The organism is Escherichia sp. E2586, assembly GCF_005781105.1.
In the GTDB taxonomy this organism is placed as follows: domain Bacteria; phylum Pseudomonadota; class Gammaproteobacteria; order Enterobacterales; family Enterobacteriaceae; genus Escherichia.
On record NZ_VATN01000009.1, the window covers coordinates 283,786 to 298,616 of the forward strand.

The window sequence follows — 14,831 nt, forward strand, 5'->3', positions numbered from 1 at the left end:
CTCCTTAAGAACGTTTGTCAGGAATACGGCACAGCCCCTGAGCGGGAATGTCCATGGCAGAATTAAAACGGGCTGACAGATTTTGCAAGCCGATCAATGCCGTCAGCTCGGTGAGCGCCTGGGCGTCAAAATGCCTAGTCAGTCGGGTGCGCAGGGCATCATCGACCGTTGGCGGCGTAACGCTTGCCGCTTCGGCGTATTCCAGCGCCAGCCGTTCTTCGTCGCTGAAGAGCGGGCTTTGTCGCCAGTCAGCTACCGCCAGCAATTTATCGGTGCTGCCGGTACGCTCGGCGACTTTCATACTGGTGATATCCACGCAAAACTCACACAGACACATTTGCGCGATACGCGCGCTGACAAGCGATCGCACTACTGAATCGAGCGGTGAGCGTTTGCGCTCCAGCCAGCCAACAAACATCGACACCAGATAAAAGATAAACGGGATCCGCCCCCACCAGCGGATGGGGCTTAGCACCTCGCCGTAATGGCGACGATGCAGCCACGCCTGTGGACGTAAAATGAAAGGAATTTTGCTAAGCGGTGGTAACCCCATCAGGCATTCCTCTTCTGGCGCTCAAGCCATATTTTCTTCGCCATAAAAATCACCACGGTCAGGGCAAACAGAATAAACAGTCCGGTGACAAACCAGAAAGTACCGCCTGTTAACATGCTGCCCGCCCAGGAATAAACAATAGTCGCTGGTAACTGACCGAGCCCGGTGGCGATAAAAAACGAGCGAAAACGTATTGAAGTCAAACCGGCAGCATAGCTGATTGGATCAAAAGGGACAAAAGGCAATAACCGGCATACCAGGATGGTGTGTTTACCGTAGCGGGTAAAAAAGCCGTCCATGCTGTCGAGTACGGTTTTGCCGGTTAATTTTTCCACCACTTCGCGGCCCATCACTCTGGCGATAAAAAAGCACAGCGCCGCGCCCGCCATCGAACTGGTCCACGACAGCAAACCGCCCCAGAACGCGCCAAAAAGCGACGCATTGGCAAAGGTAATTAAAAACGCAGGCAGCGGCGCGACAATGGCCTGTAAGATCATCAGGAAGAACGAGACCACTGCCGCCTGAGCGCCATAAGACTGAATAAAGCGTTCTATACCCTGTTGGTCCACGGCGGCAAACGCCGCAACGCTGCGATTGATAAAATCATGGACGCCGGGAAGCAGCGCCCATGCCAGCAGCATCGCGAACAACAGGATGATGAGGGTTATGCGGTAGTACCAGATTTTACGCGATTGCATTTTCATCATCCTTTATCCTGGTTTTATTCGGCGATTTTAAAGGTCACCGTTGCCAGCGTGTTATCTGCCGGGAGAACCGAGGCATTGCCTTTGAATTTCACTTCGCTGCGTTTTTCCACCGCACCATAAGTGTATGTCGCATTGCTGACAATACCGACCGGGCAACTATCCAGACATACCAGGCAGCCCGTTTTTTTCTCTTCAGCTGCCGTTAAATTACCGCCAAAGCGCATGTCCAGTTTCTTGCCATTACTGTCAACAATCACGTCATCGAAGGAATACGCTTTTGCCGCCCCTTGCCAGTTAACTGAAATATCCAGTTTGCTGCCTGTGACATGAGTCGTTTCTTTATTATCCATCGTCATGTTTTCGCCCGGCATACCACCTGCCTCTTTCAGGGCTTCATAAGATGCTTTCGGCGTGGCATAACCTATAAACAGCGATTTATGTCCGTTGGAGCCATCTTTAAACACAATACCGTGGCGGGTATCGTCGGTGAGGAAACGCCCATTAATTTGTACCAGCATGGTTACCGTATGGTTATTTGCATCGACACGCAGCGGCTGGCTGTCCGAAAGCCCGTCGTATTCCACTTTTGCCGCCGTATTCTCTTTTTGATCACAGCCACTAAGCCCCGCAACGGCCAGTAAACACAGCGCAGCCAGTCCTTTTTTCCATGACACTGAATAATGTTGCAACATCGTTCTATCCTTCATTTTTTGTGTGAGTAAGTGGGCTGCGGCGCGAAGCAGACAGATCCACATGTTTGTGTCGGGCGTAGAGTTTGGCGAGCTGGACGAGAATAAACAGCGCCAGGCCCGCCAGACAGAGTTGTAAAATAAAGCGCAGCGTAATGCCTTCACTGGCAAGATCGCTGGCCATCACGGTATAAATCACTATTCCAGGCAGAGTGGTTAATGCCGAAATAAGGGTATAAGGCCAGAAGGCGATGGCGGTTAATCCGTAAGCGTAATTTTGAATATTGTATGGAAATAGCGGGATTAAGCGGGTCAGAATAAGAAAATCGATACCGTTACGCGTAATGCCTTTTTCAATAGCCTGAAAAGTGTGGCAATGACCGACGTATTTCAACAGTAAATCACGCCCCAGAAAGCGCGCCAACAGGAATGAGCACGACGAGGCCAGCGTGGCGGCAATTAACGAAAGTAGCGTTCCTGTTAGCGGGCCAAAAACTATTCCTCCAGCGATCACCAGTACGCTGCCCGGTAGCAGAAAGAGGGTGGCGATGATGAATAACAGAATATAGAGGCTATAACCGAACAATCCGCTCTGGCGAATGAGTGTCTGTAAGTGGGGTAAATCGGTGAGTAGATCGAATAAACCGAAAGCATGGATAGCGTAAATTATCAGCGCAAAAAACAGACAGGCAAAAAGAAATTTACGCTCAGCGTTCATCGTGGAGTTTCCTATATCAAACTTGATAATAGAGAAGTGGTCAGACAACTAAAAAACGCAGTGACGGTATAACAAAGGACGGCGGGCAACAAATCATTACTGACAGTTTGTTGATTTTTCTCAAGGTTAATTCTCCTGACCCAGTGCGAGCCAGGAGAACGGAGAAATTAGCGGCGGAAGGTGGCCCAGACAGGTGCGTGATCTGACGGTTTTTCCATACTGCGGATTTCATAGTCGATGCCGGTTTCTACGCAGCATTCGGCCAGTGGCTGGCTGGCAAGCAGCAGGTCGATACGCAGACCACGGTTATCGTCAAAACCTTTTGAGCGGTAATCAAACCACGAGAAGCGATCTGCCGTTTCTGGGTTCGCATGGCGGAAGGTATCGACCAGCCCCCAACTTATCAGCCTGTCCATCCATTCGCGTTCTTCCGGCAGGAAAGAACATTTACCAGTACGCAGCCAGCGTTTGCGGTTCTCTTCGCCAATGCCGATATCCAGGTCGGTGGGGCTGATATTCATATCGCCCATAATCAGCACCGGATTATCACGTTTGAGTTCGGTTTCCAGGTAGTTTTGCAGGTTCTGGTAAAACTGTGCTTTAGCCGGGAATTTTATGGGATGGTCGCGGCTTTCGCCCTGCGGGAAGTAGCCGTTGATCACGGTGACATTGCCTAGCGGTGAGGGGATTTCCGCCATAATAATCCGCCGTTGTGCCTCTTCGCCGTCGCCTGGGAAGCCACGACGCACGGCAATCGGCGTCTCTTTGGTCAACAGCGCCACGCCGTAATGGCCTTTCTGCCCGTGATAAAACACGTTGTAGCCGAGCTTTGCCACATCTTCGAGCGGAAACATATCATCATGAACTTTTGTCTCCTGCAGGCCAATCACATCAGGCTGGTGCTTGTCGACGATAGCTTCAAGCTGGTGTGGTCTGGCGCGCAGGCCGTTGATATTAAAAGAGACAAATTTCATAGTCGCTGCCATTTATTCTGATAATGAGTGCGTGGATGTTAGCAGAAATTCGTCTGACTTACTGCCTGTTGTTAAGTGATTTGATCGATGGTTGTTAATGATGTCAACGATGGCGCAGAAAATGCCCGCTTTTGGTGCGAGTTGCGTCAGAATGGCGCAGTAATTTCCAGTAAATTTCGCCAATGATCACAATTCCAGAATTATATTTTACTTCTGCATAACATTGCGTTTTTTATTCTATTTATTCATCCACATGGCAAACATATTCACTTTATATGCACTTAAGGTGCATATTGTTCGGTTGTAACTCATTGATTTCCAGTTAGTGACCGTCATTTATGCACTTTTCCCCCTGGCTGGCATGAACCCTGCAATCTACATTTACAGCGCAAACATTACTTATTATTAACATATAAATAACGAATTATTTACTGTGGAGGTCGCTATGTCTCAGCCAATTACGCGTGAAAACTTTGATGAATGGATGATACCTGTTTACGCTCCGGCACCGTTTATACCGGTACGTGGCGAAGGTTCGCGCTTGTGGGATCAGCAGGGGAAAGAGTATATCGACTTCGCAGGTGGCATTGCGGTGAACGCGCTGGGCCATGCGCATCCCGAACTGCGCGAGGCGCTGAACGAACAGGCGAGTAAGTTCTGGCATACCGGCAACGGTTACACCAACGAGCCGGTACTACGACTGGCGAAAAAATTAATCGACGCCACGTTTGCCGATCGCGTCTTCTTTTGTAACTCAGGTGCGGAAGCCAACGAAGCGGCGCTAAAACTGGCGCGTAAATTCGCCCACGACCGCTACGGCAGCCATAAGAGCGGCATCGTGGCATTTAAAAATGCGTTTCACGGGCGCACGCTGTTTACCGTCAGCGCAGGCGGGCAGCCAGCCTATTCACAGGATTTTGCGCCACTGCCGCCGGATATCCGTCATGCTGCGTATAACGATATTAACTCTGCCAGCGCGCTGATTGATGACTCCACCTGTGCGGTGATTGTCGAGCCCATCCAGGGGGAAGGCGGTGTGGTACCCGCCAGCAACGCGTTTTTACAAGGTCTGCGTGAATTGTGTGACCGCCACAATGCTTTGCTGATTTTTGATGAAGTACAAACCGGCGTCGGGCGCACCGGGGAACTGTATGCCTATATGCACTACGGCGTGACGCCAGATCTGTTAACTACCGCCAAAGCGCTGGGCGGCGGTTTCCCCGTTGGCGCTCTGTTGGCAACCGAAGAATGCGCCAGCGTGATGACCGTTGGCACTCATGGCACCACCTATGGCGGCAATCCGCTGGCCTCGGCGGTGGCAGGCAAAGTGCTGGATCTCATCAACACGCCAGAGATGCTTAATGGCGTTAAACAGCGTCATGACTGGTTTGTTGAACGTCTTAATACCATTAATCACCGCTGCGGTTTGTTCAGTGAAATTCGTGGCTTAGGTCTGCTGATTGGCTGTGTGCTGAATGCCGATTACGCCGGGCAAGCGAAACAGATCTCTCAGGAAGCGGCGAAAGCGGGCGTGATGGTACTGATTGCGGGTGGCAACGTGGTGCGTTTTGCGCCTGCACTGAATGTCAGCGAAGAAGAGGTGACGACCGGACTGGATCGCTTTGCAGCTGCTTGCGAACACTTTGTTAGCCGAGGTTCATCATGATGGTCATCCGTCCCGTTGAGCGATCAGATGTCTCAGCGCTGATGCAGCTTGCCAGCAAAACGGGCGGCGGCCTGACGTCGCTTCCCGCCAATGAAGCCACGCTTTCGGCACGTATCGAAAGGGCAATCAAAACCTGGCAGGGCGAACTGCCCAAAAGCGAGCAGGGCTATGTGTTTGTGCTGGAAGAGAGTGAAACAGGTACTGTGGCGGGAATTTGCGCCATAGAGGTGGCAGTTGGGCTGAACGATCCCTGGTACAACTATCGCGTCGGCACGCTGGTCCACGCCTCAAAAGAGCTGAATGTCTATAACGCGTTGCCGACGCTGTTTCTCAGTAACGATCACACCGGCAGCAGCGAGCTGTGCACGCTGTTTCTCGACCCGGACTGGCGCAAAGAGGGCAACGGCTATTTGTTGTCGAAATCGCGCTTTATGTTTATGGCGGCTTTTCGCGACAAGTTTAATGACAAAGTGGTCGCGGAAATGCGCGGGGTGATTGACGAACACGGCTATTCACCGTTCTGGCAAAGCCTCGGTAAACGCTTCTTTTCGATGGATTTTAGCCGCGCCGATTTTCTCTGCGGCACCGGGCAAAAGGCATTTATTGCAGAACTGATGCCGAAACATCCGATCTATACGGACTTTTTATCCCAGGAAGCCCAGGACGTCATCGGTCAGGTTCATCCGCAAACTGCGCCCGCGCGGGCGGTGCTGGAAAAAGAGGGCTTTCGCTACCGCAACTATATCGACATTTTCGACGGCGGGCCGACGCTGGAGTGTGACATTGACCGCGTTCGCGCTATCCGCAAAAGTCGGCTGGTGGAAGTAGCGGAAGGACAACCTGCACAGGGAGATTTTCCGGCTTGCCTGGTCGCCAATGAAAATTATCACCATTTCCGCGTGTTGCTGGTGCGAGCCGATCCGGCGACCGAACGTTTGATTTTAACCGCCGCACAACTGGATGCCCTCAAATGCCACGCCGGGGATCGCGTTCGTCTGGTGCGCCTGTGTGCAGAGGAGAAAACAGCATGACTTTATGGATCAACGGTGACTGGGTGACGGGCCAGGGCGCACTGCGCGTGAAGCGTAATCCGGTATCGGGCGAGGTGTTATGGCAGGGAAACGATGCCGATGCTGCTCAGGTTGAGCAGGCTTGTCGGGCCGCTCGTGCAGCGTTTCCGCGTTGGGCGCGGCTCTCTTTTGGCGATCGTCAGGTAAGAGTTGAACGATTTGCTGCACTGCTGGAAAGCAACAAAGCCGAATTAACGGCGATTATTGCCAGAGAAACCGGCAAACCGCGTTGGGAAGCGGCAACCGAAGTGACGGCGATGATCAATAAGATCGCGATATCAATCAAGGCGTATCACGCTCGCACGGGAGAGCAGCGTAGTGAAATGCCGGATGGAGCGGCGAGCTTGCGGCATCGTCCACATGGCGTGCTGGCGGTGTTTGGACCGTACAATTTCCCCGGGCATCTGCCTAACGGGCATATCGTTCCGGCGCTGCTGGCAGGTAACACGATAATCTTTAAACCCAGCGAACTAACCCCCTGGAGCGGCGAGGCAGTCATGCGTTTATGGCAGCAGGCAGGCTTGCCGTCGGGCGTGCTGAACCTGGTGCAAGGTGGGCGCGAAACCGGTCAGGCACTCAGTGCGCTGGAGGATCTCGACGGCTTGCTGTTTACCGGCAGCGCCAATACCGGCTACCAGTTACATCGTCAGCTTTCCGGTCAGCCGGAAAAAATTCTCGCCCTCGAAATGGGCGGCAATAACTCGCTGATTATTGATGACGTGGTGGATATCGACGCCGCTGTTCATCTGACTATCCAGTCGGCATTTGTCACTGCCGGGCAACGCTGCACCTGCGCCCGCCGTTTATTGGTGAAAAGCGGGGCGCAGGGCGATGCGTTTCTTGCTCGCCTTGTTGCCGTCAGCCAGCGGTTAACGCCGGGGAAATGGGATGACGAACCGCAGCCGTTTATTGGTGGGCTAATTTCTGAACAGGCCGCACAGCAGGTTGTTACTGCCTGGCAGGAACTGGAAGCATTGGGCGGGCAAACGCTGCTTGCGCCACGTTTGCTACAAGCGGGAACATCGCTGCTGACGCCGGGGATCGTTGAAATGACGGGCGTTTCAGGCGTGCAGGATGAAGAAGTGTTTGGGCCGCTACTTCGCGTTTGGCGTTATGACACTTTTGATGGGGCGATAAAGATGGCGAATAACACCCGCTTTGGCCTCTCTTGTGGGCTGGTTTCCCCAAAACGGGAAAAGTTCGAGCAACTATTACTGGAAGCGCGGGCAGGAATTGTTAACTGGAACAAACCGCTTACCGGAGCCGCCAGTACAGCACCATTCGGCGGCATTGGCGCTTCCGGCAACCATCGCCCCAGCGCCTGGTATGCGGCGGATTATTGTGCCTGGCCGATGGCGAGCTTGGAGTCGGACTCGTTAACGTTGCCCGCAACGCTTAACCCCGGGCTGGATTTTTCCGATGAGGTGGTGCGATGAATGCCCGGGAAGTGAATTTCGATGGATTGGTGGGGCTGACGCACCATTACGCTGGTCTGTCGTTTGGTAATGAAGCCTCCACCAGTCATCGTTTTCAGGTATCGAATCCACGACTGGCGGCGAAGCAAGGCTTACTGAAAATGAAAGCCCTTGCCGATGCGGGATTTCCCCAGGCGGTGATCCCGCCGCACGAGCGTCCGTTTATTCCGGTGCTGCGTCAGTTGGGATTCAGCGGCAGCGATGAGCAGGTACTGGAAAAGGTTGCCCGCCAGGCACCACACTGGCTTTCCAGCGTCAGTTCAGCATCGCCAATGTGGGTAGCTAATGCGGCCACGGTAGCGCCATCCGCCGATACGCTGGATGGCAAAGTACATTTCACGGTCGCCAACCTGAACAATAAATTTCACCGTTCGCTGGAAGCCCCCGTCACCGAATCGCTGTTAAACGCCATTTTTAACGATAAAGAGAAATTCACCATCCATTCGGCGTTGCCACAGGTGGCGATGCTCGGTGACGAAGGGGCGGCAAACCACAATCGCCTCGGCGGTCATTACGGCGAACCGGGCATGCAGATTTTTGTTTACGGGCGAGAAGAGGGTAACGGTACGCGGCCTTCCCGATATCCGGCGCGGCAGACCCGCGAAGCCAGCGAGGCGGTAGCCAGGCTGAATCAGGTTAATCCGCAGCAGGTGATTTTCGCCCAGCAAAACCCGGACGTTATCGACCAGGGCGTTTTTCATAATGACGTGATTGCCGTGAGTAACCGTCAGGTGCTGTTTTGCCATCAACAGGCGTTCGCTCGCCAGGCGCAATTACTGGCAAACCTGCGTTCGCGGGTCAACGGCTTTATGGCGATAGAAGTACCGACGTCGCAGGTTTCCGTTCCGGATGCTGCCTCGACCTATCTGTTTAACAGCCAGTTGTTGAGTCGCGATGATGGTTCGATGATGCTGGTGCTGCCACAGGAGTGTCGGGAACACGCCGGAGTATGGCGTTATCTCAATGAACTCCTTGCTGCGGATAACCCGATAAGCTCACTAAAAGTTTTTGATTTGCGCGAAAGCATGGCGAACGGCGGAGGCCCTGCGTGCCTGCGTTTGCGCGTTGTGTTGACGGATGAAGAACGTCAGGCGGTGAATCCGGCGGTGATGATGAATGATACGCTGTTTAATGCGCTCAATGACTGGGTGGATCGTTACTACCGCGATCGTCTGAGTGCTGCCGATCTGGCCGACCCGCAATTGCTGCGCGAAGGGCGGGAAGCACTGGATGCGTTGACTCAATTATTGAATCTCGGTTCGGTTTATCCGTTCCAGCGTGAGGGAGGGGAGAATGGATAATTTTCTCACTCTGACATTAGAGGGTAAAAAACCTGTCATCACCGAGAGAGAAATCAACGGTATTCGCTGGCGCTGGCTGGGGGATGGCGTGCTGGAACTGACGCCATTAATCCCACCGCAAGGCGCATTGGTAATTTCGGCGGGGATCCACGGTAATGAAACGGCGCCTGTAGAAATGCTGGACGCCTTACTTGGCGCAATTTATCACGGTGAAATTAAGTTACGCTGGCGCTTGTTGGCAATCCTCGGAAATCCCCCTGCGCTCAAGCAAGGAAAGCGCTATTGCCATAGCGATATGAACCGGATGTTTGGCGGACGCTGGCAGCAATTTGCCGAAAGCAGCGAAACCTGCCGCGCCCGCGAGCTGGAACAGTGCCTGGAAGATTTTTATCAGCAGGGGAAGGAGTCATTTCGCTGGCATCTTGATCTGCATACAGCCATCCGCGGCTCGTACCACCAGCGGTTTGGTGTTTTACCGCAACGAGAAATTCCCTGGGACGAAAGTTTTCTGATATGGCTGGGCGCGGCAGGGCTAGAGGCGTTGGTATTTCATCAGGCGCCCGGCGGCACGTTTACCCATTTCAGCTGCCAACATTTTGGCGCACTGGCGTGTACGCTGGAGCTAGGCAAAGCACTGCCGTTTGGGCAAAACGATCTTCGTCAGTTTGCGCCAACCACCAATGCAATTGCTGCGCTGTTAGCAGGGGCAAGTGTCGGTATAGAGAGAAAACTGCCCCAGCGTTACCGGGTGGTTTCGCAGATTACCCGTCACACTGCTGCCTTCGAGTTGCATATGGCGAGCGAGACGCTGAATTTCACGCCGTTTAAGAAAGGAACGTTATTGGCGCAGGATGATGAGGAACGTTTTACCGTGACTCATGATATTGAATATGTGCTATTCCCCAATCCATTGGTGGCGTTGGGATTACGCGCGGGATTAATGCTGGAAAAAATAACCTAACACTTGCCCGCAGAAAGGTTTCTGCGGGTATTTAATAACGACTTTCGGAATAATACGGATTAATCCTGGATGTTTGCTTTATTTATCGCCATTTATCAGGTATAGTCCTTCATAATTTCTGCAAAATCATTGTGTTGTAATATTTATTCATCAATTTCCTTCAATTTTTCTTTTTTTCTCCATAATTGGCGAAAAAATGTTTTTTATACTTTCATTGATTTACCGTTGCTCTGATTAATTGACGCTAAACTCAGTAAAGTTAATCTCGTCAACACGGCACGTTACTTAAGAAAGCCGTAACAAATAACTGAAAGGAAGGATATAGAATATGCGTAAATTAACTGCACTGTTTGTTGCCTCTACCCTGGCTCTTGGCGCGGCTAACCTGGCCCACGCCGCTGACACCACTACCGCAGCACCGGCTGACGCGAAGCCGATGATGCACCATAAAGGCAAGTTCGGTCCGCATCAGGACATGATGTTCAAAGACCTGAACCTGACCGACGCGCAGAAACAGCAGATTCGTGAAATCATGAAAGGCCAGCGTGACCAGATGAAACGTCCGCCGCTGGAAGAACGCCGCGCAATGCATGACATCATCGCCAGCGATACTTTCGACAAAGCAAAAGCTGAAGCGCAGATTGCTAAAATGGAAGAACAGCGCAAAGCTAACATGCTGGCGCATATGGAAACCCAGAACAAGATTTACAACATCCTGACGCCGGAGCAGAAAAAGCAATTTAATGCTAATTTTGAGAAGCGTCTGACAGAACGCCCAGCGGGAAAAGGTAAAATGCCTGCAACTGCTGAATAATCTTTCAGCCAAAAAACTTAAGACCGCCGGTCTTGTCCACTACCTTGCAGTAAGGCGGTGGACAGGATCGGCGGTTTTCTTTTATGCGCCTGTGCCTGTCATTTTTGCGAAAACGTTAAGGTAAATCATACGAGTTGCCGATAACAATCCACGGTTGCCTGAGCGATAACAATGAAAAGAGCATGCCCGGAGCGAGTATGGAATACTTTGATATGCGTAAAATGTCGGTGAACCTGTGGCGAAACGCTGCCGGTGAAACTCGTGAGATCTGTAGTTTTCCCCCTGCGAAACGTGATTTTTACTGGCGTGCCAGCATTGCGTCCATTGCGGCCAATGGTGAATTTTCTTTATTTCCTGGGATGGAAAGAAGTGTGACGCTGCTGGAAGGCGGTGAGATGCTTCTTGAAAGCGCAGACCGTTTTAGCCATACCTTAAAGCCGTTACAGCCTTTTGCTTTTGCGGCAGACCAGGTGGTAAAAGCGAAACTGACGGAAGGGCTGATGTCGATGGATTTCAACATTATGACGCGCCTGGATGCCTGTAAGGCGAAAGTCAGAATTGCCGATCGCACGTTCACCACTTTTGGCTCACGCGGCGGGGTGGTGTTTGTGATTAGCGGGGCATGGCAACTGGGCGAAAAATTGTTAACCACCGACCAGGGCGCGTGCTGGTACGATGGCAAACACACCCTGCGGCTTTTGCAACCGCAAGGCAAACTGCTGTTCAGTGAAATTAACTGGCTTGCAGGCCATTCACCGGATCAAGTTCAGTAATTTCATAGCGACCGGAAAGTAGTGGTTTACAAAGAATTTTATAACCATCGTGATCGAATCCGGCAGGCGTACGGATCAACGTTGCCGCCTCTTCCAGCGAATTAACTGCCCCCAGCCACAGCCAGTTATGAATAATATGGTATTGGGTCATTTCCGGGTGCTGTTCTTTCAACGCAACCGCCCCTTGCCACGGCCAGCAGATCACCCGCAAACGTTCCAGCGACTGGAGCAGACGTTGAGCATGATCTTCATGGCTCTCTTTTCCGCAGCACGCTCCGGCGCAACGTTTTAGCGCCGACCGAAAGCAAGCACGACCGCGGCTTAACGGTTCCAGCCCGAGCAGGCCATAACAGAGCTTTTGTTCATCGGCGATTGTCTGTAATGCCTGTAATGCCGAGCGGCGATTGGCAAACAGGCCAAACAGGTTTGGCGCAGTAGAAAAATCCACGTCTTTGGCGTACACCACATCTACGCGTTTTTCATTCAGTTGCAGGGCGCAGAGCTGACGATTGCGGCGCAACCGTTTATTAAACAAAGGCTGTTGCTCTTTGATTAGACGCGCTTCAAGGAGCAGAGCGCTGATTTCGCCCGCGGTACATATCCAGCTAATGCGTCGGGATTGTCGCAGCATGGCCGCTTCATCCGGGGTACGTAAATGGGAAAGGACGCGGCTGCGGATGTTAACGCTTTTGCCGATATAGAGCGGCATAGTGTTACTTTCACCATGAAACAGATACACACCGGGTCGGGTGGGTAAGTCAGTAAGAAATGAACGTAAATGTTCGGGATATTCATAAATTGCCGCCGCTTCAAATTCGAGCCGCGGGGAAGTTAAACGCCGTACCACTGTTTACTCCGAGTGCTGGTCATTTATCCAGTGTAGCGGGTGGGTGGCGATTAAAAAAGAGGCAAGGCCGATGACAAATGTAAACTGCCAGATGCGCTACGCTTATCAGGCCTACTCGATTCCTGCAATGTATTGAATTTGCAAAGTTTTGCAGGCCGGATAAGGCGGTTACGCCACATCCGGCATGAATAAAGTATTTGGTGTCGACAATCTCAGGCGGGGAGGCCGCACTGTTTATTTTTTCCAGAAATCATCGAAAACCGTAATGGGTGGGCGGCGTTTATGCTCGGTTTTCAGATACCAGTTCTCAATCGTTCTGGCGACCTGTTCCGGGACATTTTTCCCTTCCAGATAGTCATCGATATTTTCATACGTTACGCCGAGCGCGACTTCATCTGGCAGTGACGGGCGGTCATCTTCCAGGTCGGCTGTTGGGGCCTTCTTATAGAGATGCTCAGGGCAACCTAACGCCGCCAGTAACTGTTTACCCTGACGTTTGTTCAGACGATACAGAGGGTTAATGTCTGTGCCACCATCACCATATTTAGTGAAGAATCCAGTAATGGCTTCTGCCGCATGATCGGTGCCAACTACGACGCCATTAGTCATACCCGCAATGCTGTATTGCGCTTTCATCCGCTCACGTGCTTTTTCATTGCCACGCACAAAATCGCTCAGTTCGATACCCGCTTCCCGCAATGCCTGTTCACTGGCGAGTACCGCGCCCTTGATATTGACGGTTAATACGCGATCCGGCTGAATAAAGGCAATGGCGTCCTGGCAATCTTGTTCGTCGGCCTGAACACCGTAGGGCAGGCGCACGGCGATAAATTGCAGTGATTCATTACCGGTTTCCTGGCGCAGTTCATTAATTGCCATCTGACACAACTTACCGGCAAGGGTAGAGTCCTGACCACCGCTAATGCCGAGTACCAGTGATTTAATGAACGGGTAGGTTTGTAGATAGCTTTTCAGAAAATCGACGCTACGACGAATTTCCTCTTCAGCATTAATCTGCGGTTTTGCGCCCAGCGCCTTTATTATTTGTTGCTGCAATGTCATTGAACCCCTCCAGACAGAAAAATAAAACTTCCTTAAAGCTAACCCGTTGCTACAGAAACGACAAGGGACAGCAGGTTGAATGGTGGTTAAAACGTCATACAGGAATCCTCTGAAAGCGAAACCGTTTCGCTCTCAGGCTTGAAAAAGCCCCCGATGTATTCCAGGCTTATCTAACACGCTGATAAACAAGAGGACGGAATATGAACAAGAATATGGCAGGAATTCTGGGTGCAGCGGCGGTATTAACCATGCTGGCAGGTTGTACGGCGTATGATCGTACCAAAGACCAGTTTGTACAGCCTGTGGTGAAAGACGTCAAAAAAGGCATGAGCCGGGCGCAGGTTGCACAAATTGCGGGTAAACCTTCGTCTGAAGTGAGCATGATCCATGCTCGTGGTACTTGCCAGACCTACATTCTGGGTCAACGTGATGGTAAAGCAGAAACCTATTTTGTCGCGTTAGATGATACCGGGCATGTGATCAATACCGGCTATCAGACCTGTGCCGAATACGACACTGATCCGCAGGCTGCGAAGTAATTCCTTCATCTGAAAGCTTGAGTCACAACGAAAACCGGCCATTGTGCCGGTTTTTTTATGCGCGTGTTCTTATTTGTTGACGCGAATTATTTAACCGAAATGTGAAGGTGGTCATAACAGCAGGTCAAGGAGAGACAATTTGTATAGTCAAAGAAATACTATTGCTCAGGTCAATACCGTATACTCTTTTCAGCCACCAAAAAAAGTCATGTTGGTTTCGCAAGTTACCCAGAGCATGGAAGCAGGTGAAGGCTTGCGGAGTGTCTGGCTGACAGATAATCGTTGATGAGGGCAGTTTTATGGAAAAGAAACACATTTATCTGTTTTGTTCTGCGGGCATGTCTACCTCTTTACTGGTATCAAAAATGCGCGCTCAGGCAGAAAAATATGAAGTTCCGGTCATTATTGAAGCATTTCCAGAAACGCTGGCTGGTGAAAAAGGGCTGAATGCCGATGTCGTTTTATTAGGGCCACAGATTGCTTATATGTTGCCCGAAATTCAGCGTTTGTTACCCAATAAACCGGTGGAAGTAATTGACTCGCTGTTATATGGCAAAGTCGATGGTTTAGGCGTGCTTAAGGCTGCAGTTGCAGCAATTAAAAAAGCCGCAGCAAATTAATTTTTAAATTTTCCCGTCAAAGAGTTATTTCATAAATCTATACCGCGATATTTAAGTTGCGG

At 51.4% G+C, this 14,831-nt stretch carries 16 protein-coding genes; 9 read left to right on the forward strand and 7 right to left on the reverse strand.

The window, feature by feature from the left end; all coding sequences use genetic code 11:
- Positions 1–4: 4 nt before the first annotated feature.
- The 5 genes from FEK50_RS11285 to xthA form a co-directional block, all read right to left on the reverse strand.
- Positions 5–553: a carboxymuconolactone decarboxylase family protein gene (locus FEK50_RS11285; RefSeq protein ID WP_131161160.1), complete on the reverse strand. Its 549-nt coding sequence runs from the start codon at positions 551–553 to the stop codon at positions 5–7.
- Positions 553–1,260, reverse strand: coding sequence for a TVP38/TMEM64 family protein (locus FEK50_RS11290; RefSeq protein WP_131161161.1), 708 nt, complete (start codon positions 1,258–1,260; stop codon positions 553–555). Before FEK50_RS11290 ends, FEK50_RS11285 begins: the two co-directional genes overlap by 1 nt.
- Before the next feature lie 14 nt (positions 1,261–1,274).
- Entirely contained in the window at positions 1,275–1,952 is a 678-nt protein-coding gene (gene ydjY, locus FEK50_RS11295) for a lipoprotein YdjY (protein WP_131161162.1), read from the reverse strand.
- A 4-nt stretch (positions 1,953–1,956) separates the two neighbouring features.
- Positions 1,957–2,667, reverse strand: coding sequence for a TVP38/TMEM64 family protein (locus tag FEK50_RS11300; protein ID WP_131161163.1), 711 nt, complete (start codon positions 2,665–2,667; stop codon positions 1,957–1,959).
- 167 nt (positions 2,668–2,834) lie between these two features.
- Positions 2,835–3,641 carry an exodeoxyribonuclease III gene (xthA, locus tag FEK50_RS11305; RefSeq protein ID WP_130259859.1) on the reverse strand — a complete coding sequence of 269 codons (807 nt, stop codon included), beginning with the start codon at positions 3,639–3,641 and terminating at the stop codon, positions 2,835–2,837.
- 445 nt (positions 3,642–4,086) lie between these two features.
- On the opposite strand from xthA, the gene astC reads away from it, so the two are divergent.
- The 7 genes from astC to ves all read left to right on the forward strand — a co-directional run bounded on the left by astC (position 4,087) and on the right by ves (position 11,701).
- Positions 4,087–5,307 (forward strand): succinylornithine/acetylornithine transaminase, encoded by a 1,221-nt coding sequence (gene astC, locus FEK50_RS11310; RefSeq protein WP_106905094.1) that lies wholly within the window; start codon positions 4,087–4,089, stop codon positions 5,305–5,307.
- Positions 5,304–6,338 (forward strand): arginine N-succinyltransferase, encoded by a 1,035-nt coding sequence (astA, locus tag FEK50_RS11315; protein WP_130208322.1) that lies wholly within the window; start codon positions 5,304–5,306, stop codon positions 6,336–6,338. Before astC ends, astA begins: the two co-directional genes overlap by 4 nt.
- Positions 6,335–7,813 (forward strand): succinylglutamate-semialdehyde dehydrogenase, encoded by a 1,479-nt coding sequence (astD, locus tag FEK50_RS11320; RefSeq protein ID WP_131161164.1) that lies wholly within the window; start codon positions 6,335–6,337, stop codon positions 7,811–7,813. The genes astA and astD overlap by 4 nt, the downstream gene beginning before the upstream one ends.
- On the forward strand, positions 7,810–9,153 hold the full coding sequence (astB, locus tag FEK50_RS11325; RefSeq protein ID WP_131161165.1) for an N-succinylarginine dihydrolase: 1,344 nt from the start codon (positions 7,810–7,812) through the stop codon (positions 9,151–9,153). Before astD ends, astB begins: the two co-directional genes overlap by 4 nt.
- Positions 9,146–10,114 (forward strand): succinylglutamate desuccinylase, encoded by a 969-nt coding sequence (astE, locus tag FEK50_RS11330; protein WP_131161166.1) that lies wholly within the window; start codon positions 9,146–9,148, stop codon positions 10,112–10,114. The genes astB and astE overlap by 8 nt, the downstream gene beginning before the upstream one ends.
- Positions 10,115–10,442: 328 nt before the next feature.
- Positions 10,443–10,928 carry an ATP-independent periplasmic protein-refolding chaperone Spy gene (spy, locus tag FEK50_RS11335; protein WP_130208314.1) on the forward strand — a complete coding sequence of 162 codons (486 nt, stop codon included), beginning with the start codon at positions 10,443–10,445 and terminating at the stop codon, positions 10,926–10,928.
- A 197-nt stretch (positions 10,929–11,125) separates the two neighbouring features.
- Complete coding sequence (gene ves / locus FEK50_RS11340) at positions 11,126–11,701, forward strand: environmental stress-induced protein Ves (protein WP_131161167.1); 576 nt, start codon at positions 11,126–11,128, stop codon at positions 11,699–11,701.
- Here ves and cho read toward each other — a convergent pair.
- Both cho and nadE read right to left on the reverse strand, forming a co-directional pair.
- Positions 11,661–12,548, reverse strand: coding sequence for an excinuclease Cho (gene cho / locus FEK50_RS11345; RefSeq protein ID WP_131161168.1), 888 nt, complete (start codon positions 12,546–12,548; stop codon positions 11,661–11,663). The genes ves and cho overlap by 41 nt on opposite strands.
- A gap of 234 nt (positions 12,549–12,782) precedes the next feature.
- Positions 12,783–13,610 carry an ammonia-dependent NAD(+) synthetase gene (gene nadE / locus FEK50_RS11350; protein ID WP_064529168.1) on the reverse strand — a complete coding sequence of 276 codons (828 nt, stop codon included), beginning with the start codon at positions 13,608–13,610 and terminating at the stop codon, positions 12,783–12,785.
- A 200-nt stretch (positions 13,611–13,810) separates the two neighbouring features.
- Here nadE and osmE point away from each other — a divergent pair, with 200 nt between their 5' ends.
- A complete protein-coding gene (gene osmE / locus FEK50_RS11355; RefSeq protein ID WP_064529167.1) occupies positions 13,811–14,149 on the forward strand; it encodes an osmotically-inducible lipoprotein OsmE in 339 nt (112 codons plus the stop codon).
- Positions 14,150–14,448: 299 nt separating this feature from the next.
- Entirely contained in the window at positions 14,449–14,769 is a 321-nt protein-coding gene (gene chbB / locus FEK50_RS11360) for a PTS N,N'-diacetylchitobiose transporter subunit IIB (protein ID WP_000412160.1), read from the forward strand.
- Positions 14,770–14,831 lie beyond the last annotated feature (62 nt).